Annotated in this window: 24 protein-coding genes; 12 read left to right on the forward strand and 12 right to left on the reverse strand. The window is 66.7% G+C overall.

Translation table 11 applies throughout. The features are described 5' to 3' along the window. Window positions 1–39 precede the first annotated feature (39 nt). The 4 genes from N5D91_RS21865 to N5D91_RS21880 all read left to right on the forward strand — a co-directional run bounded on the left by N5D91_RS21865 (window position 40) and on the right by N5D91_RS21880 (window position 3393). Entirely contained in the window at window positions 40–888 is an 849-nt protein-coding gene (locus N5D91_RS21865) for a MurR/RpiR family transcriptional regulator (RefSeq protein WP_094000606.1), read from the forward strand. Window positions 889–903: 15 nt separating this feature from the next. Next, the gene (locus N5D91_RS21870; protein WP_164162247.1) at window positions 904–1662 is read left to right on the forward strand and encodes a L,D-transpeptidase family protein; all 759 of its coding nucleotides are present in this window, start codon (window positions 904–906) and stop codon (window positions 1660–1662) included. After that, window positions 1659–2960 (forward strand): amino acid permease, encoded by a 1302-nt coding sequence (locus tag N5D91_RS21875; protein ID WP_110710843.1) that lies wholly within the window; start codon window positions 1659–1661, stop codon window positions 2958–2960. The genes N5D91_RS21870 and N5D91_RS21875 overlap by 4 nt, the downstream gene beginning before the upstream one ends. Window positions 2961–3069: 109 nt before the next feature. Then, window positions 3070–3393, forward strand: a complete 324-nt coding sequence (locus N5D91_RS21880) for a hypothetical protein (RefSeq protein WP_180855400.1) — start codon at window positions 3070–3072, stop codon at window positions 3391–3393. Between the two features lie 106 nt (window positions 3394–3499). Here the strand turns inward: N5D91_RS21880 and yiaA are convergent, their stop codons facing one another. After that, complete coding sequence (gene yiaA / locus N5D91_RS21885; RefSeq protein WP_180848047.1) at window positions 3500–3955, reverse strand: inner membrane protein YiaA; 456 nt, start codon at window positions 3953–3955, stop codon at window positions 3500–3502. Window positions 3956–4123: 168 nt separating this feature from the next. Here yiaA and N5D91_RS21890 point away from each other — a divergent pair, with 168 nt between their 5' ends. After that, on the forward strand, window positions 4124–5287 hold the full coding sequence (locus N5D91_RS21890) for a PQQ-dependent sugar dehydrogenase (protein WP_180855401.1): 1164 nt from the start codon (window positions 4124–4126) through the stop codon (window positions 5285–5287). Window positions 5288–5357: 70 nt separating this feature from the next. Here N5D91_RS21890 and N5D91_RS21895 read toward each other — a convergent pair whose 3' ends face one another. From N5D91_RS21895 to folB, 4 genes are all read right to left on the reverse strand, one after another. Continuing rightward, on the reverse strand, window positions 5358–5900 hold the full coding sequence (locus N5D91_RS21895) for a hypothetical protein (RefSeq protein WP_180855402.1): 543 nt from the start codon (window positions 5898–5900) through the stop codon (window positions 5358–5360). 131 nt (window positions 5901–6031) lie between these two features. After that, entirely contained in the window at window positions 6032–8206 is a 2175-nt protein-coding gene (locus tag N5D91_RS21900; RefSeq protein ID WP_180855403.1) for a glycoside hydrolase family 3 N-terminal domain-containing protein, read from the reverse strand. Window positions 8207–8334: 128 nt separating this feature from the next. Continuing rightward, a complete protein-coding gene (locus N5D91_RS21905; RefSeq protein ID WP_110710837.1) occupies window positions 8335–9606 on the reverse strand; it encodes a mechanosensitive ion channel domain-containing protein in 1272 nt (423 codons plus the stop codon). Window positions 9607–9668: 62 nt separating this feature from the next. Continuing rightward, the gene (folB, locus tag N5D91_RS21910; RefSeq protein ID WP_110710836.1) at window positions 9669–10022 is read right to left on the reverse strand and encodes a dihydroneopterin aldolase; all 354 of its coding nucleotides are present in this window, start codon (window positions 10020–10022) and stop codon (window positions 9669–9671) included. Between the two features lie 365 nt (window positions 10023–10387). Between folB and N5D91_RS21915 the strand changes: the two genes are divergently transcribed. Beyond that, window positions 10388–11041, forward strand: a complete 654-nt coding sequence (locus N5D91_RS21915) for a hypothetical protein (protein ID WP_180855404.1) — start codon at window positions 10388–10390, stop codon at window positions 11039–11041. A 56-nt stretch (window positions 11042–11097) separates the two neighbouring features. On the opposite strand, the gene tsaD is transcribed toward N5D91_RS21915, so the two are convergent. Beyond that, window positions 11098–12123, reverse strand: coding sequence for a tRNA (adenosine(37)-N6)-threonylcarbamoyltransferase complex transferase subunit TsaD (tsaD, locus tag N5D91_RS21920; protein ID WP_110710834.1), 1026 nt, complete (start codon window positions 12121–12123; stop codon window positions 11098–11100). 166 nt (window positions 12124–12289) lie between these two features. Here tsaD and rpsU point away from each other — a divergent pair, with 166 nt between their 5' ends. Then, the gene (rpsU, locus tag N5D91_RS21925; RefSeq protein WP_002808376.1) at window positions 12290–12505 is read left to right on the forward strand and encodes a 30S ribosomal protein S21; all 216 of its coding nucleotides are present in this window, start codon (window positions 12290–12292) and stop codon (window positions 12503–12505) included. Window positions 12506–12638: 133 nt separating this feature from the next. Continuing rightward, on the forward strand, window positions 12639–13085 hold the full coding sequence (locus N5D91_RS21930; RefSeq protein ID WP_180855405.1) for a GatB/YqeY domain-containing protein: 447 nt from the start codon (window positions 12639–12641) through the stop codon (window positions 13083–13085). Window positions 13086–13162: 77 nt separating this feature from the next. On the opposite strand, the gene N5D91_RS21935 is transcribed toward N5D91_RS21930, so the two are convergent. Beyond that, window positions 13163–14101, reverse strand: coding sequence for a hypothetical protein (locus tag N5D91_RS21935; RefSeq protein ID WP_228756498.1), 939 nt, complete (start codon window positions 14099–14101; stop codon window positions 13163–13165). Window positions 14102–14314: 213 nt separating this feature from the next. Here N5D91_RS21935 and N5D91_RS21940 point away from each other — a divergent pair, with 213 nt between their 5' ends. From N5D91_RS21940 to N5D91_RS21955, 4 genes are all read left to right on the forward strand, one after another. Then, window positions 14315–15232, forward strand: coding sequence for a YihY/virulence factor BrkB family protein (locus N5D91_RS21940; protein WP_153857005.1), 918 nt, complete (start codon window positions 14315–14317; stop codon window positions 15230–15232). 62 nt (window positions 15233–15294) lie between these two features. Then, entirely contained in the window at window positions 15295–17034 is a 1740-nt protein-coding gene (gene dnaG / locus N5D91_RS21945) for a DNA primase (protein WP_180855406.1), read from the forward strand. 28 nt (window positions 17035–17062) lie between these two features. Continuing rightward, the gene (locus N5D91_RS21950) at window positions 17063–17560 is read left to right on the forward strand and encodes a protein tyrosine phosphatase family protein (protein WP_180855407.1); all 498 of its coding nucleotides are present in this window, start codon (window positions 17063–17065) and stop codon (window positions 17558–17560) included. 28 nt (window positions 17561–17588) lie between these two features. Next, window positions 17589–18560, forward strand: a complete 972-nt coding sequence (locus N5D91_RS21955) for a bile acid:sodium symporter family protein (RefSeq protein ID WP_180848041.1) — start codon at window positions 17589–17591, stop codon at window positions 18558–18560. Between the two features lie 117 nt (window positions 18561–18677). Here the strand turns inward: N5D91_RS21955 and N5D91_RS21960 are convergent, their stop codons facing one another. The 5 genes from N5D91_RS21960 to N5D91_RS21980 all read right to left on the reverse strand — a co-directional run bounded on the left by N5D91_RS21960 (window position 18678) and on the right by N5D91_RS21980 (window position 23713). Next, window positions 18678–19421, reverse strand: a complete 744-nt coding sequence (locus tag N5D91_RS21960; protein ID WP_180855408.1) for a hypothetical protein — start codon at window positions 19419–19421, stop codon at window positions 18678–18680. Window positions 19422–20098: 677 nt separating this feature from the next. Continuing rightward, window positions 20099–20905, reverse strand: a complete 807-nt coding sequence (locus N5D91_RS21965; RefSeq protein WP_180855409.1) for a calcium-binding protein — start codon at window positions 20903–20905, stop codon at window positions 20099–20101. Between the two features lie 166 nt (window positions 20906–21071). Beyond that, the gene (gene cyoE, locus N5D91_RS21970) at window positions 21072–21965 is read right to left on the reverse strand and encodes a heme o synthase (protein WP_014035731.1); all 894 of its coding nucleotides are present in this window, start codon (window positions 21963–21965) and stop codon (window positions 21072–21074) included. A gap of 4 nt (window positions 21966–21969) precedes the next feature. Further along, window positions 21970–23133, reverse strand: coding sequence for a COX15/CtaA family protein (locus N5D91_RS21975; protein ID WP_032129725.1), 1164 nt, complete (start codon window positions 23131–23133; stop codon window positions 21970–21972). A 10-nt stretch (window positions 23134–23143) separates the two neighbouring features. Next, a complete protein-coding gene (locus tag N5D91_RS21980) occupies window positions 23144–23713 on the reverse strand; it encodes a hypothetical protein (RefSeq protein WP_110710826.1) in 570 nt (189 codons plus the stop codon). Between the last annotated feature and the right edge of the window lie 27 nt (window positions 23714–23740).

Consider the following 23740-nt stretch of genomic DNA (forward strand, 5'->3'; position numbering starts at 1 on the left):
ACCAACCGCAATGCGCCTACACATGCCCGGACTCCCCGCATGCCGCCCCTGCTGAAGATCCGTTCCGAGCGCGGGCAGATGTCGGCCATCGAGCGCCGCATCGCCGACTTCATTCTCGACAACGCCCACCTGCTGCGCGACTACTCGTCCCAGCAGCTGGCCAGCGCGCTGGGCATCAGCCAGTCCAGCGTGGTGAAATTCAGCCAGAAGCTCGGCTTCAAGGGCTACCCGGACCTGAAGTACTCCATCGGCCAGGATGTAGCTCGCGCCGGTGCCGACCCGCAGCAGGCGCCCAGCGAACCCGACAGCGGCGATGACTACCTGCGCCTGGGCGAGGCCCTGCGCCGCAGCAAGGCACAAGCCGAAGAGGAAACCCGACAGGCCAATCCACGCGGGGAAATCGAGCGCATCGTGCAGCTGCTCGACGGCGCGCCGAAGCTGTTCGTATACGGCCTGGGGGACGACGGCCTGTTCGCCCGCGAGTTCGCCATGCGGCTGTCGCTGCTCGGCCTGCTGGTGGTGCCGCATACCGACCCGATCCTGATGCTGGCCAACCTGTCGGCCGCACGTCCCGGCGATGCGCTGCTGGTGTTCTCCGAATTCGGCAACCTGCCGCAGCTTTCACAGTTGTCGCGGCAGTTCCAGGACATGGGTGGCAAGGTGATTTCCATCACCCGCCACACCGCCAACCCGCTGCGCGCGCATGCTGATGCAACACTGGTGGTGTGTGCGCACGACCGCACGCCGCAGGTCGCGCAGCTGCTGTACCGTAGCGCCATGCACGCGCTGCTCGATTTCCTGTTCGTGCTGCTCTGCCACGCCAATCCGGATCGCCAGCAGCAGCTCGCGGTGAACCTGGAGCGGATCGACCACCTGCTGGATTCCTGACCGGAGCGCACGTTGATGAAATCGCTGGTCCGCCTCGCTACTGCCGTGCTGCTTTCTGCGGCGATGTCCGCCCACGCCGCGCCACTGGATGGCGCGCGCCAGCTGATCGTGGTCACCAGCGAAAGCTGGGACAGCACCGAGGGACAACTGCAGGCCTATGTGCGTGATGGCAAGGGCTGGCATGCACATGGGCAGGCGTTCCCGGTGGCGCTCGGCCGTACCGGCAGCGCCTGGGGCCTGGGCCTGCATCCGGCGCAGACCGACGGCCCGCAGAAACAGGAAGGCGATGGCCGCAGCCCGGCCGGCGTGTTCGCGCTGGGCAGCGCGTTCGGCTATGCCGTTACACGCCCCGGCACCGCCATGCCCTACCAGCCGATGCTGGACAGCAGCTACTGCATGGATGTGCCCGGCTCGCCGTTCTACAACCGCATCGTGGATGAAAAGAAGGTCGGCAGTGCAGCGGTCAAGGGCTCCACCGAGCCGATGCGGCTGGACCTGCACAACAAGGGCGACGTGCGCTATCAACAGGGCTTCGTGATTGCCCACAACCCGGGCAACCAGCCCGGCAAGGGCAGCTGCATCTTCGCCCATCTGTGGCGCCAGCCGGGTGAGGCCACCGCCGGCTGCACCGCCATGCCGCAGGCGCGCATGCAGGCCCTGCTGGACTGGCTGCGGCCGCAGGATACGCCGCGCTTCGTGCTGCTGCCACGCACCGAGTACAAGCGACTACAGGCGCAATGGCAGCTGCCCGCACTGCGCGGAGACGCCCGTTGAGCGCGCAGCACGAACCGCAGCTGCAGCGCGCGGTCAGCCGCTGGCAGATCGTCGGCCTGTCGATCAACGATGTGATCGGCAGCGGCATCTACCTGCTGCCGGCCGCCACCGTCGCCCTGCTCGGTCCCTTCAGCCTGTGGGGCGTGGTCGCCGCCGGCATCGTCGTCGCGCTGCTGGTGCTCTGCTACGCGCAGGCCGCCAGTTACTTCGATGAACCCGGAGGCAGCTACCTGTATGCCCGCGAAGCCTTCGGCCGCTTCGCCGGTTTCGAGATAGGCTGGATGATCTGGCTGACCCGCATCAGCTCGGCGGCCGCATTGAGCAACGCGCTGGCCGATGCCGTAGCGCGCTTCTGGCCGTGGGCCGGCGCCGGCATGGGCCGCATCGCGGTGATCGTGGTGTCGCTGGGCTTCCTGACCGGCGTCAACATCATCGGCGTACGCTCGGCCGCGCGTACCGGCGTGGTGCTGGTGATCGGCAAGATGCTGCCGCTGCTGCTGTTCGTGGCCATCGGTGCGTTCTACATCGATCCGCAGCTGGCCTTCTCCGGCCAGCGCCCGGACCCGCATGACCTGCAGCGCATGGGCGAAGCCGCCTTGCTGCTGCTGTACGCCTACGCCGGCTTCGAGAACATCCCGGCCGCCGCGGGCGAGTACCGCAATCCGCGCCGCGATATTCCGTTCGCGCTGATCACCATGATCATCACCGTCACCGTCATCTACGGCGCGGTGCAGGTGGTGGCGCAGGGCACGCTGGCCGGCCTGGCCAGCTCGGCCACACCGCTGGCCGATGCCGCCGCCGGCTTCGGTGGCGAGGCACTGGCGCTGATCCTGACCATCGGCGCGACCATCTCCATCCTCGGCACCAACAGCAACACGATGATGATGGGCCCGCGCTTCCTGTTCGCGCTGGCCCGCGATGGCTACGGGCCGAAGATCCTGGCGCAGGTGCATCCGCGCTTCCACACGCCGGCCGCGTCGATCCTGTGTCAGGGCCTGATCGCACTCGGCCTGGCCCTGTCCGGTTCGTTCGTGCAGCTGGCGCTGCTGTCGATGACCACGCGCCTGTTCGCCTACATCGGTACAGCCGCTGCAGTACTGGTGCTGGCCAAGCGCTACGCCGACCGCCCCGGTGCATTGAAGCTGCCCGGTGGCCCGCTGATTCCGGTGCTGGCGCTGCTGCTGTGCGTTGCGCTGTTCGCCAGTGCCAGCTGGCAGAACATCGCCGCGGCGCTGGTGGCGTTTGCCATCGGCGCGGTGATCTACAAGCTGCCGCGCAAGGATGCCGACGCCGGGTGAGCGTAGCGCCGGGCCATGCCCGGTGGATTGATCTGGTGATCACGCTGCCGGACCGGGCCGTTAACCGCCACGCGGGCACGATCAGGCTTCGTCCACAACGGAGCCTTCCATGACCGAGTACCAGATTCCCGGCCGCGTACCGGACGACAACACACCGCGCGATGCGGTCAGCAACTACTGGCGCGAACGCTACACGGCCGAACCGTACTACGACGACCAGCTGTTCTTCGAGGACTATGAGCCGGCCTACCGCATCGGCCACGCCGCTCGTGCGCAGGACATGATCCCCGCCTACGAGGAAGTGGAACGCGAACTGGAATCACGCTGGGCCAGCGAACGCGGCCGCAGCCGCCTGGACTGGGCGCAGGCACGCAATGCGGCGCGTCGTGGCTGGGAGGAAGCGCAGCGGGCGGATCCGCGTCTAACGCGGTAGCGCAAGCCCCTGTTGAGCCGAGCCTACGCTCGGCTCTCGCACCTCGTCTGTAGAGTCGAGCCATGCTCGACTGAGCCGAGCATGACTCAGCTCTACACCGGATCGATCACTCCTGTTCCGGCAGCGGCGGCACGGCCGCGCTGCGCTTGCTCTCACCGCCGCCGGCGGCGATCAGGTCGCGGGTGTTCTTCTGCACCGCCACCGCACCGAACAGCGACAGCGCGTACGCCATGCCGTAGAAGCCCTTCTCGCTCGACGCCAGGGTGGCATTCCACAGCCCAACCAGCAGCAGCATCAGCGCCGACAGCAGCGCGAACCAACACAGTGCGTAATACAGCGCGCTCACCGGAATGCCCTCGACGCGATCACGCACGCTCTTCTGCAGCGACACCGCCGCGAACAGGCCGAACAGCAGCAGGGTCAGGTAGTAGCCCTTCTCGTTGAGCGCCATCGTGGCGGCATTGAACAGGCCGATCAGGTAGGCCGCCGCACCCAGCAGCAGGGCCACCCACGAGGCGGCGATGAAGGCGGTGGACGGCTTGTGGGGCATGGCAGTGTTCATTGCAGGTCCTTGGCAGGCAGGCGGGCACGCTTTGCCCGGGCGTGCCCACCCTAGACGATCCCACGGCCGCCGCACAGGGGGCGCAGGACCTTCGGGCCACGACGGTCACCGCTGCAGTGGTATACAAGGGACAGCCCGGCCATCCGCATCCCCGCACTGGAGATACCCATGACCCGCACGCCCCTGCTGCTCGCCCTCGGCCTGGTGCCGATCCTCGCCACCTCCGCCTGCAATGCTGCCGGTCCGGAGACGACACCGGCCGCCAAGGCCGCTCCGGCCACCGCCGCCGACCAACGTCCGTTCACCGCCACCGAAGTCAGCCGTTTCGACCAGCCGTGGGCGATGACCTTCCTGCCCGACGGCAGCCTGCTGGTTACCGAGAAGCGCGGCAAGCTGCAGCACCTGGACCTGGCCAGCGGCCAGAAGCACGAGATCACTGGCGTTCCGAAGGTCGCCTACGGTGGCCAGGGTGGTTTCGGCGATGTGATCCTGCATCCGCAGTTCGCCCGCAACCACGTGATCTACCTCAGCTACGCCGAGGAAGGCACGCTGGATACCCGTGGTGCCGCCGTCGCCCGGGCCACGCTGGCGCTGGACGCCAATGGTGCCGGCCAGCTGAAGGACCTGAAGGTGATCTGGCGGCAAAGCCCCAAGGTCAGCGGTGAGGGCCACTACGGCCACCGCCTCGCCTTCGGTCCGGACGGCAAGCTGTGGATCAGCTCCAGCGAGCGCCAGAAGTTCGATCCGGCGCAGGACATGGGCAGCAACCTCGGCAAGATCATCCGCCTCAACGACGATGGCAGCCTGCCCGCCGACAACCCGTTCACCTCGCAGGGCGGGGTTGCCGCGCAGGTGTGGTCGCTGGGTCACCGCAACATCCTCGGCATGGCCTTCGATGCCAACGGCAAGCTGTGGGCGCACGAGATGGGCCCGGCTGGCGGCGACGAACTGAACCTGATCGTGCGCGGCGCCAACTACGGCTACCCGATCGTCTCCAATGGCAACCACTACGACGGCCGCCCGATTCCCGACCACAGCACCCGGCCGGAGTTCGCCGCCCCGAAGGTGACCTGGACGCCGGTGATTTCGCCGGCCGGCTTCGTGATCTACAGCGGTACCCTGTTCCCGCAGTGGAAGGGCAGCGGCTTCATCGGCGGCCTGTCGTCCACCTCGCTGGTGCGCGTGGCCTTCGATGGTGACAGCGCGCGCGAAGCCGAGCGCTTCAACATGGGCGAGCGCATCCGCGAAGTGGAACAGGGCCCGGATGGCGCGCTGTGGCTGCTGGAAGATGGCAGCAAGGCGCGCCTGCTGAAGCTCACGCCGAAGACCTGATGCCCCGATAGTGCCGGCCGCTGGCCGGCACGTTTGCCCGCAACGGCCCCGCACGCGGGGCCGTCTGCGTTCACTGGATGGTGATGACCTTCACCTCGGTCTGCGCACAGGCCTGGTCCAGGCACTGCCCGTTCAACCACACCTGCCCGTCACCGATCATCACGCCCTGCTGGTTGACGAACACCTTGCCGAAGTCCTGCCCGGACACCGCCTTGACCACCGCCGGGGTGATGATCTTCTCGTAGTTGCGCTGGAACTCACCGGGGCCGGTGATCTTCTTTCCACCGCTGATGTTCAACGGGAAGCGCACTTCCTCCACCACCGCAGCGCGATCACCGCTGACCACCGCGGTCTTGAACGCGTTGAAGACCTTCTCGTACTGCGCGGCATCACCGAGCAGGGTCTCGATGCGTGCACGCGCGTCTTCCGCGGACACATCCGCCGGTGCGGCGCCGGCCGGCTCAGCAGCAGCCTTCGCCGGTTCAGCCGCGGGCGTCGCCGCAGCACTGGCCTCCATCGGCGGCGGTGCATCCACCGCAGGCTCGGCCGGCGGCGCCGGCTGCGAACAGGCCGCCAGCAACAGGGCGGGAATCAACACAGCGATCGTGCGCATGCGCGGGCATCCATCGGTTCAAGAACACCGATGGTAGCGCCGTGCCAGTGAGGACAACAAAAAAGGGGACGGAGGGGATTAAGTCGTTTGTGCCACTAGCGACTTAATCCCCTCCGTCCCCTTTTTCTCGATCAGGCCTTCAGCAGTTCGAACTGCACGGCTTCACCTGCCGCCGACGAGGCGCAGACCCACAGGTCGAACTGGCCCGGCTCGGCACGCAGCACGCCGTCGCGGCCGGTGAACGCCAGCTGCTCGCGGGTCAGGGTGAACACCACTTCGGCCGACTCGCCCGGCTGCAGTGCCACCTTGCGAAAGTCCTTCAGTTCGCGCACCGGACGCACGCGGCTGGCCACGCGGTCGTGGATGTACAGCTGCACCACTTCTTCACCGGCCACGTCGCCACTGTTGGTCAACGTGGTGGTGATGGTCAGGCTGTCGTCCCAGCCAAGCTGGGCCGCACTCAGCTGCGGCATGCCGTAGGCGAAGGTGGTGTAGCCGATGCCATGCCCGAACGGATACAGCGGCTCGTTCGGGATCTCGCGCCAGCGTGCCTTGAACTCGGACATGGTCGGCAGTTCCGGGCGACCGGTGCGCGGGTGGTTGTAGAAATACGGCTGCTGGCCGGACACCTGCGGGAAGCTGACCGGCAGGCGGCCGGACGGGCTGTAGTCGCCGAACAGCACATCGGCCACCGCATGGCCGGTCTGCGTGCCGAGGTACCAGGTCACCGCCACCGCCTGTGCATTGCGCACCGCGCCCTGCAGCGCCAGCGCGCGGCCATTGCGCAGCAGCACCACCAGCGGCTTGCCGGTCATCGCCACCGCCTCGGCCAGCGCCTGCTGGGCCGGCGGCAGGGTGATCTCCACGCGCGACTGCGCTTCACCGCTGTAGCGCTGCGGCTCGCCCAGCGCCAGCACCACCACATCAGCACGCAGCGCGGCGGCCACGGCCGCTTCGGTGCCGCCCGGAATTGCGGTTTCCAGTTCGCAGCCCGGCACGATCTCCAGCAACGCCTCGTCGCCGATGGCGGCACGCACGCCGGTTTTCAGGTCCACGTAGCGCTGCTTGTCGCCGAACAGGGTCCAGCAGCCTTCGATGTTCTCGCGGTCCTGCACGAACGGGCCGATCAGCGCGATCTTCTGCCCGCGCTTCTGCAGCGGCAGCACGTTGTCGCGGTTGTTCAGCAGCACGATCGAACGGCGCGCGGCATCGCGCGACAGCGCGTCATGCGCGGCGAGGTGCGACGTATCGGCTTCGCGCGCCGGGTCCAGCGAACGGTACGGGTCGTCGAACAGGCCGATGGTTTCCTTCAGCCACAGGATGCGGCGCACGCCTTCATCCAGCACCGCCATCGGCACCTCGCCGCTCTCGACCAGGCCCGGCAGGTGCTCGGCGTAGAAACCGCTCTGCATGCTCAGGTCCAGACCGGCGGTGAACGCCTTGGCGGTGGCATCGCGGTCATCGGCGGCATAGCCGTGCGCGACCAGTTCCATGTCAGCGGTGTAGTCGGAGATCACCACGCCCGGGAACTTCCACTCACCGCGCAGGATGTCGGTCAGCAGCTCGGCATTGGCGCTGGCCGGCACGCCGTTGATGTCGTTGAACGAGGACATCACGGTGATCGCGCCAGCGTCGAAGGCGGCCTTGAACGGCGGCAGGTGCACGTCGCGCAGGGTCTGCGGCGAGATGTCCACCATGTTGTATTCCATGCCGGCCATCACCGCACCGTAGGCGGCGAAGTGCTTCGGCGTGGCCAGCAACGAATCGTCGGCGCGCAGGTCACTGCCCTGGAAGCCGCGCACGCGGGCGGCGGCGAACGCGCAGCCCAGCACCACGTCCTCACCGGCACCCTCGGCGCCACGGCCCCAGCGCTGGTCGCGGGCGATGTCCACCGCCGGCGCATAGGTCCAGTGCAGGCCGGCAGCGGTGGCTTCGATGGCGGTGGCGCGTGCGGTGCGCTCGGCCAGCTCCGGCTCGAAACTGGCGGCCTCGCCCAGCGGGATCGGGAACACGGTGCGCATGCCGTGGATGACGTCGGCGGCCAGGATCACCGGGATGCCCAGGCGGCTCTCTTCGGTGGCGACCTGCTGGATCCGGCGGCCCAGCTCGGCGCCCACGCCATTGAACAGGGAACCGACCTTGCCCTCGCGTACCTGCTGCAGCACCTGGTCGGCATTGCGCACGTTGGCTTCCGGGTTCACGTCCGGGGCGAACGGGCGGACCATGTCCGCGAAGACACCCAGCTGGCCGACCTTTTCCTCGACGGTCATCTGGGCAATGAGGGATTCGATGCGATCGGAGGCCACCAGCAGTCCTTGATGAAAACGTTTACAAGCCCGGCATTCTAGCGATCCCGAGCCATTTGGCGAGAGGTTTCGTCATTCAGTTTCAGGCTCCAGCCGGATCCGTACGGTCCGGCCGGAGGCATCGCAGCTTACTCCGAGCCGGCCAACTGGCGCTGCCCGGCCATCAACATGGCGTCGCTGGAGGCCTGGAACACCCGCAGGCCGAAGGCCGGCAGGATCGCCAGCAGGTGGTCGAAGATGTCCGACTGCACCGCCTCGTACTCGCCCCAGGCGGTGCTGCGGGTGAAGCAGTACAGCTCCAGCGGCAGGCCCTCGGTGGTCGGCTGCAGCTGTCGCACCAGCAGGGTCATGTCGGTATGGATGCCCGGGTGACTGCGCAGATAGCGCTCCACATACGCACGGAAGGTGCCCAGGTTGGTCACCCGGCGGCTGTTGACCTCGGCCACGCCCTGCTCGCGCAGGCGCCCGTTCCACTGGCCGAGCTCCTGCTCCTTCTCCTGCAGGTAGTCACGCAGCAATGCGAATTCGCCGAGGAAGGCCAGGTCGCCCTTGTCCAGGAATCCCACGCTGTGCTGGTCCAGGTACAGCGCGCGCTTGATGCGGCGACCACCGGCCTCCTGCATGCCGCGCCAGTTCTTGAACGACTCGGTCACCAGCTTCTTGGTCGGGATGGTGGTGATGGTCTTGTCGAAGTTCTGCACCGTGACGGTATGCAGCGCGATATCGATGACGTCACCGTCGGCGTTCTGGCTGGGCATCTCGATCCAGTCGCCGATGCGCACGCGGCCATCGCCACTGATCTGCACACTGGCCACCAGCGACAGGATGGTGTCCTGGAAGATCAGCATCAGCACCGCCGTGGCCGCGCCCAGGCCGGTCACCAGCGGGCCCAGCTTCACCCCCAGCAGGGTGGCGATGATGGACAGGCCGGCGGCCACGAACACCACGATCTTGACCACCTGCAGGTAGCCCTTGATCGGCTTGTTGCGCGCATCGGGCTTGCGTTCGTACAGGCTGTTGGCCGCGTCCAGCGCATGCGAGAACGCCATCGACACCGTCAGTACGGCCCATACGATGCACAGCTTGATGATGACGTTGACCAGGCCTGGCGGCAGATCGGGAATGAGGGTGATGCCCGAGGCGATCACCTGGCTGGGCACTACGTTGGACAGGCGCGAGATCACCCGCATCAGGTGGCTGCCGCGCCCGGACTCGGCGCCGGGCAGGCGCTGCAGCAGGCGCCGCAGGCCGCGCACGAGAATGCGCTTGGTCACCCAGTTGGCCAGGCCCGCGGCGATCAGCAGGGCTGAGATCATCAACGCCAGGTAGGCGCCGGGATAGGGTTCCAGTGTGTTCTGCAGCCGTTCCAGCCACTGTACCGCCACCACCGCGTCCACCATCAGTTGTCTCCTTGCGTTGTCGTTGTTGTTGGGGGTGCCGGCCAGCGGCCGGCACTACCGGATCAGTCCCGCGAGCGCTCGATGATCACGCCCACCGCGCGCGCGCCACGCACCGCGCCGGGCTTGCTCAGTTTCAGGCGCAGCCACTTCACGTCGAATTCGTCCAGCACGATCCGTGCGCAGCGCTCGGCCAGGGTTTCCACCAAGCCGAATTCCGACTCGCGCACGAACTGCTCCAGGCGCTTGCTCACCGCCTTGTAGTTCAGGGTATGGGCGATGTCGTCGGAGGCCGCGGGACGACGGTTGTCGAAGCCCATTTCCAGGTCGAACACCAGGTCCTGGCGGATCCGTCGTTCCCAATCGTAGATACCGATCAGGGCGTCGATCGTCAGCCCCTCGATGAAAACCTTGTCCATTGCGCTTACCAGCCCGAGTACAGGGGGCCATGGTAACGGCACGGCGGTGAGCCTGCCCGGAACGGGCGATGAGCAGCCGGCAGGGACACGGCTTCAGAAAAGACAACGGGCCCTGCTAGCGGGGCCCTTTGGTACCTCTCAACGTCCCCAGGGGAAGCTGGAATCCAGCCGCGAGTCCCGGAGCACACGCCGCAAGGTTAGGAGTGCCCCCCAGACCAGTCAATTGGCAAATGCGTCACGGCAGACGACCGGGTGAAAAACCGAGCCGATCCACGAAAAAACACCGACGATCATGATGCCGTTTTCTGATGTTCCTGCCTCGTTCCCAGGGTCAAGGTGAAACCACGTTCCCTGGGAGTGAGTTGATGAAGGAAAGCAGGATCCTGCAGGCAGCGCTATCCCGGCAGAGATGGTCGACCTACGAGCGCATCGCTTCTCGTTGCGCAGCCGATCCAGCCACGCTCTATGCCTGGAACATGCAGATGTGTGCTGCTCTCCTGCCACCGTTGCATATCTGTGAAGTCGTGATCCGCAATGCAGCCGCTACGGCGCTGGTGCATCGCTATGGTCGATGCTGGCCCTGGCATCCAGCGCTGCTGCGCAGCCTTCCTGCCGAAGGCGCCCTTGCCTCGCCATGCGATGTCCGCGGCAGCGCCGGAGCTCCGCGGGATGTACCGGAGGTCATCGCCAAACTGCGATTCGGCTTCTGGCAGCAATTGTTCGCTCGACGGTTCGAGCATTCGATCTGGGCCGGGACCATGGGCCTGGCGCTGCCACACGCACCCTCGGTGCCGCTGTCCGTCCTGCGTCGGTCCATCCATGCCGACCTCGACCGCATCCGCCTCCTGCGCAATCGGATCGCCCACCACGAACCCATCCTGGAACGCGACATCGGTGCCGACCTGGCGGCGATCGGACGGCTGATCCACGCCCGCTGCCCGCACACTCTGGGGTGGCTGCAGCGCCATGAGCGGGCGACGACGGTATTGGCAGCGTCGCCGTTGGGCGCGCGTGCGTAGCCTGGATCACGCGCAGTCGAGCATGGCTCGACGCTACAGGGAGCGGCCGTTGGAACTCAGACCGCCGGCAGGGTCGCCATGTCCCAGCGGGGGGTGACGTCCACTTTCGGCGGGCTGTGCTGGCCGGCCTGCAGCCGCAGCGCGCCGGCGAAGGCGATCATCGCGCCGTTGTCGGTGCACAACGCCGGCCGCGGGAAACAGGCCCGTCCGCCGAGGCGCTCGGCCATCTGCTGCAGGCGGGCGCGCAGGCGCGTGTTGGCACCGACACCGCCGGCCACCACGATCACATTGGTCCCGGCCGCTTCCAGCGCGCGCTCGCACTTGATCGACAGGGTCTCGACCACGGCGTCTTCGAAGCCCCGGGCGATGTCGGCGCGGGTCTGCTCGCTCTGGTCGCTGTCGCGCCAGGCCATCAGAACCTGGGTCTTCAGGCCGGAGAAGCTGAAATCCAGCCCCGGGCGGTCGGTCATCGGCCGCGCGAAGCGGTAGGCCCCCGGCCTGCCCTGCTCGGCCAGCCTGGCCAGCTGCGGGCCGCCCGGGTACGGCAGGCCCATCAGCTTGGCGGTCTTGTCGAAGGCCTCGCCGGCCGCATCGTCCAGGGTCTCGCCCAGCAGGCGGTACTGGCCGATCGCGTCCACCGCCACCAGCTGGGTATGCCCACCGGACACCAGCAGCGCCACGAACGGCGCTTCCGGCGGATCGTCTTCCATCAACGGCGCCAGCAGGTGGCCTTCCATATGGTGTACGCCCACCGCCGGCACCTCCAGCGCCCAGGCCAGCGAACGCGCTACGCCCGCGCCGACCAGCAGTGCCCCGACCAGGCCGGGCCCGGCCGTATAGGCCACGCCGTCGATGTCGTCCACGCCAAGGCCGGCGTCGGCCAGGGTCTGTCGCACCAGCGGCAGCAGCTTGCGGACGTGGTCGCGGCTGGCCAGTTCGGGCACCACACCACCGTATTCGGCGTGCAGGGCGATCTGGCTGTAGACCGCATGGGCGCGCAGGGCCGCGCTGCCGGCCAGGTCGGTGTCATACACCGCCACGCCGGTCTCATCACAGGAAGATTCGATGCCAAGGACTCGCATGCCTGCTATTATGACGCCCCTGCCGCCCCCTCGGGGGACGTGCAGATCTCACTGCTTTCGAACCCCCGGCCCGTATTCAGGGTTGGCCGCTTGCAGTTTGTTGATTCGCCGCTATAATGTGCGGCTCGCCGGGCGTGACCCGGTTCTACTGTGTCCCGGAGATTCCATGCCCAGCGTCAAAGTCCGCGAGAACGAGCCCTTCGAGTTTGCTCTTCGCCGCTTCAAGCGCACTTGCGAAAAGGCCGGTGTGCTGGCCGAAACCCGCAAGCGCGAGTTCTACGAAAAGCCGACCCAGGAGCGCAAGCGCAAGGCCGCCGCTGCTGTGAAGCGTCAGCTGCGCCGCTCGTCGCGCGACGTCACCAAGCGTCAGCGCCTGTACTGATCGGACGCATCTTCATTGCGGCGGGCCTGCCCGTCGCGATGGAGCCGAAGCCGGCACGCGCGAGCGTCGCCGGCTTTTTGCGTTTCCGGGTTCGGGCATCCGCCCCGCCCCACCTACCACCACGAGGTTCCTCATGAGCATGAAGCAGCAGCTCACCGAAGACATGAAGGCCGCCATGAAGGCGGGCGAGAAGCACAAGCTGGGCGTGATCCGCCTGATCAACGCCGCCATCAAGCAGCGCGAAGTGGACGAGCGCATCGAGCTGGATGACACCGCCGTGATCGCCGTGCTCGACAAGATGGTCAAGCAGCGCAAGGACTCGGTCAGCCAGTTCGAAGCCGCCAACCGCGAAGACCTGGCCGAGATCGAGCGCGCCGAGATCGTGGTCATCGAAGCCTACCTGCCGGCCAAGATGGGCGAAGCCGAGATCGTCGCCGCCATCCAGGCCGCCATCGCCGAGACCGGCGCCTCCGGCCCGGCCGATATGGGCAAGCTGATGGGCGCCCTGAAGCCCAAGCTGGCCGGCCAGGCCGACATGGGCCTGGTGTCCAAGCTGGTCAAGCAGCAGCTGGCCGGCTGAACCTCGCCGCACCTGCCGGATACGACAAGGCCCGCAGATGTGGGCCTTGTCATGACGGCACGTGGTGGCGCTGCCGCTTACACCTGGCGGCAGTTGCGCAGGGTCATCGAGCTGCCCTCGAGCGAGCTCACCTCGCCTTCCAGCTTTGCCCAGTCACGCTCGCGCAGCATGCTGAAGTTGGCAGCCTGGTCCGGCGCGAACTCGCAGCGGATGGTGTAGTTGTTGTTGTTGAAGGAGTCGTTCTGGCGGATCCGCAGCAGGCCGCGTTCCGGCGTCACCAGGTAGTTGATCGACCCCACTTCACCCGGGCGGGTGGAGTAGCTGTTCCGATTGACCGTATATACCTGCCCGTCGATGCGGTATCGGCGGCCGATGTACTTCGCGTACAGCGGCAGGAAGGTGGCCGAACGATCGCCCAGGTCTTCCTTGTTGGTGGTGGTTCCCAGCATCAGGTCCTTGAAGCTGCCGGCGGCATTGTAGGCCGCCATCGTGCTGCGCACTTCCTTGCCCATCTTCTTGGACAGGTCCGGCGCGGCCACCTCTTCCGGCGCAGGCATGGGCTGCTTCGAGCGCGCCGCCGCGGCAAGCGCTTCGCCCTGGCTGCCCCCCTTCAGCTTGTCCAGCATGGCGCACATCGACTGCCGCGCCTCTTCCTGGCCGATCGTCTGGCCACGCGCCAGCTTCGTCGCAAGGGTGACCCGGCCGGTGTGGTCGGCGGTGCCGATCAGCACCAGCGGCGTACGCAGCCCCTTGGTCTGGATCAGGTACTGGTTGCCGGTATTGCCTTCCACCAGCTGCCCGCCCACTTCGAATTCATCCTCCGCACCGATCTGCCGCAGCTGGTCCAGCGCGCTCTGCACCTTCAGCCCCGGCACGGTGATGTCGGCCATGTACATCGCGCCGTTGCGCGGATCCCCTACCGTCTTGAATGCCTTCTCACAGGCGGCCGATGCTGCGGCAGCCGAGCCGCTCACGGTCGCCAGCAACACCATCGTGGTGTAGACCATCCCTTTCATAACGCGTCCTTCTGTAGAGAAATTGGAATGTCGTGGCCCTGCGCTGCGGCAGCCGGCCCCGGATACCGCGACGGCAACCCCCTTGCGCGCCTTCGGTCCAGCAAAAGGATAGCGCGGACGCTCACGGAACGAGGTGCTGAATAGGCGCTTCACCCCGCATGACGTCGTGATTTGCTAGAAAAACACTCTCCCGTCCCTCACCGTTGTCCGCTGATGCCCCATCCCCGCGCCTTCCTGCCTGCCGTCCGATCCCGCCTGGGAAAGCTGCAGGACAGCTTCCCGATGGCGGTGGCCAAGCGCTTCGTCGAAATCGACGTGCTGACCCAGGCCGCCTCGGTTTCCTTCTACGCCCTGCTGTCGATGGCACCGCTGCTGGTGCTGCTGCTGTGGCTGACCGCCTCGCTGTACCCACCGGCGCAGCAGACGCTGATCAGCCAGATCGGTTCGGTCGCTGGCAGCAGCGTAGCCAGCGTCGCCGACACCGTGCTGCACAACGCCAACAGCCAGCCCAGCGTCGGTTCACTGGCCGGCCTGTGGAGCACGCTGCTGCTGTTCGTGGGCGCCACGGCGGTGTTCGCCCAGCTGCAGAACGCGCTGAACCGGATCTTCCACACCAGCGGCCAACGCCTGGAAGGCGTCAAGGCCTGGTTGCGCAAGCGCGTGTTCTCGTTCGGCGTGGTGCTGGCGCTGGGCTTCCTGCTGATCCTGTCGATGACCGCCACTACCGCCTTGCAGGTCGTGTTCGCGCAGCTGCCCTCGGTACTGCCGGCGATCGGGTACCTGACCTCGCTGCTGCTGTACACGCTGGCCTTCGCCTTCCTCTACCACTACCTGCCCGACCGCCGCGTGGCCTGGCGCCAGGCCTTCATCGGCGGTGCCATCACCTCGATCCTGTTCACCCTCGGCCGCTACGGGATTGGCGTCTACATCGCCACCGTGGCTCCGGGCAGCGCCTACGGTTCAATGGGCGCGCTGGTGATCTCGCTGGTCTGGATCTACTACGCCACCGCCGTATTCTTCGTCGGCGCGCTGATGACCGCAGTGATCGACGAGCGTCAGCATGCACGGGCGCAGCTGGCCAAGGCCGGGGTCGAAGCCGAACAGGCCGGTCCCGGCGGCGCCAGCGGGTAAACTAGGGGAATCCGCCGCCCCCCCGCTGCGCGCCCTGGCGGCCGCGCCCTGCCCTGTTGCCCATGGCCCGTATCCCCGACGCTTTCATCGACGACCTGCTGGCCCGCTCCGACATCGTCGAGGTGGTGGGCAGCCGCGTGCCGTTGAAGCGCCAGGGCAAGGAATACGCGGCGCGCTGTCCGTTCCATGACGAGCGATCGGCGTCGTTCACGGTCTCCCCCACCAAGCAGTTCTATCACTGCTTCGGCTGTGGTGCGCACGGTACCGCGATCAGCTTCCTGATGAACTACGACCGCCTCGAGTTCCTCGATGCGGTGGATGAGCTGGCCAAGCGCGTGGGCATGGAAGTGCCGCGCAGCGAGAACCCGCGCAGCCCGCAGCAGCAGGACGACAGCCGCGAGCTGTACTCGGCGCTGGATGCTGCGACCAAGTTCTTCCAGAACAACCTGCAAGGCAGCGACAAGGCCCGCAGCTACCTGGATGGCCGTGGCGTGGACGAAGAGAACCGCGCGCGCTTCCAGATCGGCTACGCACCGGATGGCTACAGCGGCCTGCGCGATGCGCTGGGCAAGGACGAGCGGCGCATGAAGCTGCTCGACCGCGCCGGCCTGTTCTCCAAGAACGATCGCGGCCACGTCTACGACAAGTTCCGCGACCGGGTGATGTTCCCGATCTTCGATCGCCGTGGCCGGGTGATCGCGTTCGGTGGCCGCGTGTTCGAGAAGGACGACGGCCCCAAGTACCTCAACTCGCCCGAGACCGCGCTGTTCCACAAGGGCCGCGAGCTGTACGGCCTGTGGCAGGTGCGCCAGGCCAACCAGAAGATCGAGCGGCTGATCGTGGTCGAGGGCTACATGGACGTGGTCTCGCTGTTCCAGTTCGGCGTCACCCAGGCGGTGGCAACACTGGGTACCGCGACCACGCCGGACCATGCCGAGCTGCTGTTCCGCAACGCACCGGATGTGTTCTTCTGCTTCGACGGCGACGCCGCCGGCCGCCGCGCCGGCTGGAAGGCGCTGGAGTCGGTGTTGCCGCGCATGAAGGATGGCCGCCAGGCCTTCTTCCTGTTCCTGCCCGATGGCGAGGACCCGGACACCATCGTGCGCAAGGAAGGCGCCGAGGCCTTCAACGAACGCCTGAAGCAGGCCACCCCGCTGTCGCAGTTCTTCTTCGATGAACTGACCCGCGAGATCAACCTGGGCACGCTCGATGGCAAGGCACGCCTGGCCGAGCGGGCCAAGCCGATGCTGGCGCAGATTCCCGACGGCGCCTTCGGCGATCTGATGAAGCAGCAGCTGGCGCAGCTGACCGGCCTTGGCGGCAACGCCCAGGCCGCACGCGCGCCGATGCCGCAGCGCCAGCCCTCGCGAACGATCCAGCCCGTGGCCAAGCGCAGCCTGGTACGCGGCGCGATCGCCGTACTGCTGCAGCAGCCGTCGCTGGCACTGACGCTGGGCGGCAAGCACCACTTCCAGGGCCTGCGCCTGCCCGGCGTGGAGCTGCTGCTGGAGCTGCTGGGCCTGGTCGAACAGCGCCCGGACATCAGCACCGGCGCCCTGCTGGAGCACTTCGACGGGCGTGAGGAGCAAGCGTCGCTGCATACCCTGGCCGCGCAGACAATGCCGGGCGACGATGCGAGCTGGACCCAGGAACTGCACGATGCCGTGGCCCAGCTGGAGAAACAGCTGCTGGTGCAACGTCTGGAGGAGTTGTTGGCAAAGCAGCGCCAACAGGGTCTGGACGATACTGACAAATACGAACTGCGCGAGCTGCTGAAGGCGCGCGCCGGACTGCGCCTGTAGCGGGCAGAACGTTTTCACGGAGAGGACCATGCTGCTGCGCCTGACCTGCCTGCTGTTGTTGTCGCTCTGCCTGCCGCTGAAGGCCTTTGCCGAAGCCCCCCTGCCTGAAGTGCGCCCCGGCCTGTATGCCGGTGGCCAACCCAGCGCCGCACAGCTGCAGACCCTGGCCGCGCAGGGCGTGCGCACCGTGATCGACCTGCGCCAGCCCGGCGAGGACCGGGGCTTCGACGAAACCCGCGTCGCCGAATCACTGGGCCTGCGCTACGTGCGCATTCCGGTGGCCGGTGCCGAGGGGCTCGATGCCGCCAACGTGCGTGCCGTGCACCAGGTCCTGCAGCAGAGCCAAGGGCCGGTGCTGCTGCACTGCGCCTCCGGCAACCGCGCCGGTGCCGTGCTCGGCCTGGTCAATGCACGCTACGAACATGCCAGCCCCGAACAGGCCCTTCGGCTGGGCCAGCGCGCCGGCCTGAAGTCGCTGGAAGCCGCCACCCGCCAGCGCCTGGCCACACCGGTCACCTCGCCCTGAACCCTCCGCACCAAGGACTCTGCCCACCATGACCCGCTGGTGGTCGCGCCTGCGACCGGACAATTTCACCCTCGCCCTGCTGTGCACCGTCGGCCTGGCCTCGCTGTTGCCGATGAAGGGCGCCGCCGCCATCGTCCTCGACGATGTCACCACCGTCGCCATTGCCGCGCTGTTCTTCCTGCATGGCGCACGCCTGCCGCGCGAATCGATCATCGGCGGCATGCTGCACTGGCGGCTGCACCTGACCATCCTGGCCTGCACCTTCATCCTGTTCCCGCTGCTGGGGCTGATGTTCAAGCCGCTGTCGGGCTGGCTGCTGACCCCCGAGCTGTACCTGGGCGTGCTGTTCCTGTGCACCCTGCCCTCCACCGTGCAGTCGTCCATCGCGTTCACCTCGATGGCACGCGGCAACGTGCCTGCCGCGGTATGCAGCGCGTCGCTGTCGAGCATCCTCGGTGTGTTCCTGACGCCGCTGCTGCTGACCGCACTGGCCGGTACCTCCGGCGGCGTGCACGACCCGCTGCACGCGATCGGCGGCATCATGCTGCAGCTGCTGGTGCCGTTCGTGGCCGGCCATCTGCTGCGGCCGTGGATTGCCGGCTGGGTAGAGAGGCAGCGCGCGCTGCTGCGCTATACCGACCAGGGCACGATCCTGCTGGTGGTGTATTCGGCGTTCGGCGAAGCCGTCACCGAGGGCCTGTGGAGCAAGACGCCGCTGCTCTCGCTGCTGGCCGTGGCGGTCGTGGCCGCCGTGCTGCTGGGCATCGCCATGCCGCTGATCACCTTCATCGCCCGCCGCCTTCGCTTCAACCGTGAGGATGAGATCGCCATCGTGTTCTGCGGTTCGAAGAAGAGCCTGGCCACCGGCGTGCCGATCGCCAAGGTGCTGTTCGCCGGTGGCAGTCTCGGTGCGATCGTGCTGCCGGTGATGATCTACCACCAGATCCAGCTGATCGTCTGCGGTGTGATCGCGCAGCGGTATGCGAAGCGCGCGCCCTGATTGGGCGCGCGGGTTTTTGTAGAGAGCCCATCCACGCGCGGCGTGGATCTACCAAACCGCGGATGGCGTGAACCCGCAGTAGATCCACGCCATGCGTGGATGACGCATACGCCGCCGCTAATCCACGATGGCCGCGGCGATGTCGTGCAGCACTCGGGCGTTGCGCTCCACGTCGCTGCCCGGCTCGCCCGTGACGGTCAGACTGTAGGTCTTGCTGTCTCCCGTCCAGGCAAGCTCAACCCGAGTACGGCCGACACTATCCACAACCTTCCCGAGGTGAGCGGGCTTGCCGTCCACCACGGTGTTCTGCGCCTCCGCGATGACCTCGATCTGCATGCCCGCAGCGAGGAAGTTGTTCTCGCTGAACTCCACGATGCCGACACCCTCCAGCCGGTAGAAACGGCTCAAGCCCGAGGACTTTCCACCCTCCAACGCACCACTGGGCTCCATGCCAATCATCTCGGCTGCGCCCAGCAGGCTGCTTTCCAGCCTGCTGGGTGGCTGCGGCAGGCGCTGGCGTAGTTCTGGAGTTGAGCGGTGAGTCCGCGGCACGGCAGCCAGCATTTCGGCCTGCGTTGGGATGCTCCCTGCTGCAACCCGCACGACACCGTTGGATCGTTCGATGTCATCGCGAAGCTGCCGCTTCACTTCTCGGGGGGCATCAAGGTCTGCCAGTTTCACCATCTGGTAGCTGCCCACGCTGGCGGACGATCTTCCCATTGCCGAGGCCTCCTGCATTGCAGCCTGCATGGCGCGTTGGTGTAGCCAGCTCCCTACCGCATCGAGAGCAGGTTCATTCTGGGATGCTTGAGCTGACATCGACATGGCCAGCGAGAATGCGATAAAGCAAAGACTCTTCATGATGCTCACCACTCCGAAAGTTGGCAATCGACCGCACTCGTGGATTGCGTAAATACGCGTCCGCCCAGCACCCATGTGTGATATCCGTGAACAACCATTCGTTCTGGATCACTGCCATCGCCTGCGTAAAATCGCCAGGAGTACAGTCCATTGTTAGGCGCACCGAAAGCATGCTTCGGCTCAATGTTCCCGAGGGGAACGTGCCTGGTTACGGCCGACCCCTGAAAACTGCGAAACTGGGGCCGTTCATAGGTCACGGATTCGTTGATGAATCCAATGCAGTTGGCCCGACTCAGTGCTTTTACTTCTGCTGCCGCATTGCCAGCCAGGCAGGTAAGCGCGGCACACAGAACGATGGGCAGAGAAACATGACATCTCATTGATTGCTCCACAGAATTGCGAGTCATCCCGCAATACCTGTGTATCTACTGTTGATGATCCGGTCTGGTGGAACAGTCGGTATCTGTGACGCCTTGCGTGCAGGAAGCTGACCGCGCGGCAAAACCCTACAGCGCGACGGCTTGGTCGATGCGCGCAGTTGCAGCCATCCCGGGCGAAACCCGACACTGGCTGCGCCGGGTTCCGTGAGAGCCCATCCACGCATGGCGTGGCTCTACTCCCACCGATGGCGTGAACCACCAGTAGATCCACGCCATGCGTGGATGGGTTGCCTGCCGTTACGGGCCCACCAGCGTGCCGACGCTCAACTCCGGCATCCACACCCACAGGTCGTACGGCCGTTTCGCATCGGCATCGACCCGCGGCGCCGTGGCCACCTGCTCTGGAAGTGACCGCGCCACGCAGCGGCCCGCGCATCCCCACGCCTGACCACGCTGCGCGCCCAACCGCACGCTGTAGATCTCCAGATCCCGCAGCTGGGAGGCCATCGGGTGCAGCTGCATTTCCGGCGGCATGCCCTGCGGCCGCTGCAGCATGGCGTGCACGTTACCGGTCAGCACCAGCATGCGTGCGTCAGCCGGCAGACGCCGGTACAGGCGCCGCAACTCGGTAGCCATGTGGTCATCGCGGGCCTGGTTGCCGCCCTTGCTGGCATTGACGTCATAGCCAACGACTTCGATCACACGCCCCTGCGACTTCAGCACGCGCAGGCTTTCGATCATCGCCAGCATGTCGCGGCTGCGACGGCCATCGTGCTGGTCATCGCGCACGCTCCAGAAGGCACGCCCGCGCAGCTGCTGGCGTGCCTTCTCGCCGCCGTCGGAAGCCAGGTAATCGTGTAGCGTGGGGGTTTCGCCGCGTGGCAGTTCCAGCGCCAGCACGACCGGGCCGGCGCGGCTGTAGTCGTCCACCAACTGGTGCACCAGCAGCGGGGTCTCGCGGGTACCGTGGAATTCGCCCAGTACCAGCAGGCGATGGTCACCGGCATGCTGGCGGATCTGCGCGGCGATGTCGTCGGCATGCGCACTAAGGGCCATGCCCAGCGTCAGCAGCAGCGCCGCGGTCCAGCGGAAGATCGAATGCATCCCTGCGCCTTCCTTTCCTTGGGGTCAGGAACAGCAATGGCGACGCAGCTGGCGCAGATCAAGTGTAGAGCCGAGCCCGTGCTCGGCTGCTTCTCCGATCAACCCTCAGCCGAGCATGGGCTCGGCTCTACAGGAGATCCACGCCATGCGTGGATGCACCCGCCCCTTACAACCAGGGCAGGATCCAGTGGTCCACCAGCAGGAAGGCGAACAACGCCATCAGGTAGACGATGGAGTAATAGAACATCTTCATCGAGAACAGCTCGTCCGGCGGGTCCAGCATGCGCCAGGCGTACCAGAGGAACACGGCGTTGAGCACGATCGCGCCACCCAGGTAGAACGCACCGCTCATGCCCACCAGGTACGGCAGCAGACAGACCAGCGCCAGCACCACCGAATACACCATGATCTGCTTGCGGGTGTGCACCACGCCATGGGTCACCGGCAGCATCGGGATCTCCGCCTTGGCGTAGTCCTCGCGGCGGAAGATCGCCAGCGCCCAGAAGTGCGGCGGGGTCCAGATGAAGATGATCAGCACCAGCAGCGACGAGTACGCCCAGTCCGACGAGCCCTGCATGCCGGTCACCGCGGCCCAGCCCAGCATCGGCGGCATCGCGCCGGCCAGGCCACCGATCACGATGTTCTGCGAGGTCGCGCGCTTGAGGTACACGGTATAGATCACCGCATAGCCGATCAGCGAGGCAAAGGTCAGCACGGCGGTGATCAGGTTCACCCACAGCACCAGGATCGTCATCGACAGCACGATCAGCACGCCGGCGAACACCAGCACCTGCCACGGCTTGACCTTGCCCACCACCAGCGGACGCCACGAGGTGCGGGCCATCTGCGCATCGATGTGCGCATCCAGCAGCTGGTTGATCGCCGCCGCAGCCGAGGCCGCCAGCCAGATACCGAGGAAGCCGAGCACGCCGGCGCGCACCTGCTCCCAGCTGGGCACGCCGGGGATGGCCAGGACCATGCCGACCAGGGCGGTGAAGACAATGAGGGCGACGACCTTGGGCTTGGTCAGGTCCCAGTACTGGCGGTAATTGGAAAACATGGAATCAGTCCGGGGCACGCAGGCGGGCCAGCAGGCTGACCAGCACGAACAACAGGGCAACGGCCACGCCGTTGTGGGCCACCGCCACTTCCAGCGGCAGCGCCAGCTTCACATTGAGGATGCCGAGGGTGACCTGCAGCACCAGCAGCGCGATCAGCGCGCTGGCCCAGCCACGCATGCTCGGCAACCGGAACAGGCGCACGCCCAGCCACAGCAGGTAGACGGCCACCACCACCGCGAACAGGCGGTGTGCCATCTGGATGGCGATGCGCGAGGCGCCATCCAGCACGCCCCCTTCGTAGTCCACGCCGATGCCACGCCACAGAGTGAAGCCTTCGACGAAGTTGTGCTGCGGCCACCACTGGTTGGCGCAGCGCGGGAAGTTGTCCAGCGAGGCGCTGCCACCGCCGCAGGCCAGCGCCGCGTAATTGGCGCTGACCCAGCCACCCAGTGCGATCTGGGTGACCAGCACCGCGACGCCGATGCGCAGCAGCCACTTCAGCTTCGGCGCTTCGGCCAAGGTGATCGGCATGTGCGTCGCGCGCCAGGCCATCCACACCAGCAGGCCGAACATCAGCATGCCGCCGAGCAGGTGGCCCATCACCACGATGGGCTTGAGCAGCAGGGTTACCGTCCACATGCCCAGCAGGGCCTGGAAGATCACCACGGCCAGGGTCAGCAGGGCCGCACGCGCCAGGTCGATGTTGCTCCAGCGCAGCGCGGCGATCAGCAGGATCGCCTCACCGATCAACGCCAGCACGCTGGCTGTGCCATGCCAGCCCATCATGTACAGCGGTATGCCGGCGGCCACCAGCACGCAGGCGGTCACCACCGCCGTGCTTCCGAATCGCCGCTTGCGCGTGGCCAGCAGTGCCAGAGTCAGGATCTCGATGCCCAGCGCGCCGGCCAGGAAGCGGTGCACCTGCTCACGCCAGGCCTTGTGGGTCTCCAGCGGGCGGATCTCCGCCGCCGGGTGGCCGATGGTCTCTTCCACGTGCTGCGGCCAGGTGGCCTGGCCATAGCAGGTCGGCCAGTCCGGGCAGCTCAGGCCGGCATCGGACAGGCGCACGAACGCGCCGAACATGATCGTGCTCGCGGTCATGATCATGGCGAACCACGCCAGGCGGTGGAAATTGCGGTGCAGCGCCGGACGCGCGGAAAGGCTCATCAAACGGGACTCACTTCAGTTTCAGCAACGTGGCCATGTCCTTGCGCAGGCCACCGAGGTCGGAGCCCGGGGCATGGCGCATGATCACGAAGCCGTTCGGATCGATCACGTAGACCGGCAGTCCCGCCGGATCATCGACGCCCGGCAACGCCGCGCGCAGGGCTGGCGACGGAGCCAGCGGCCGCAGCGCGGGCAGCGAGGCGATCGACGCCGGTGGCGTACCCAGCCACAGGATTTCGACATTATCGGCGTTATGGCCGAACAGCTGCCACACCTTGCCCAGTCCCTGCGACAAAGTGACGCACTGCGCGTCGCAGGCGCCGGATGGGGCCACCAGCAGGCGCCAGGTGCGGGCCTCGGGATTCCAGGCATAGGGCTGGCCACTGGCCAGGGTCGGCGCCTGCTGGCGCAGGTCCACCGGCGGCTTCAGCAGCTGGCCGGCGTTGCGGTGCCCGGTCGGCTGCCAGCCGGAGAAGCGCAGTACCGCGGCCAGCGCCACCGCCCCGAAGAACACGGCAAACAGCAGCACCAGGGTCCGGCGGCCGGAGCCGCGCGCCTGCGGGGACGTAGCAGTGTTCATGCGGGGCATTTTCTCATGGTTGGGCAA

The sequence above is a fragment of the Stenotrophomonas sp. GD03794 genome, from assembly GCF_029842145.1.
GTDB lineage: Bacteria > Pseudomonadota > Gammaproteobacteria > Xanthomonadales > Xanthomonadaceae > Stenotrophomonas > Stenotrophomonas riyadhensis.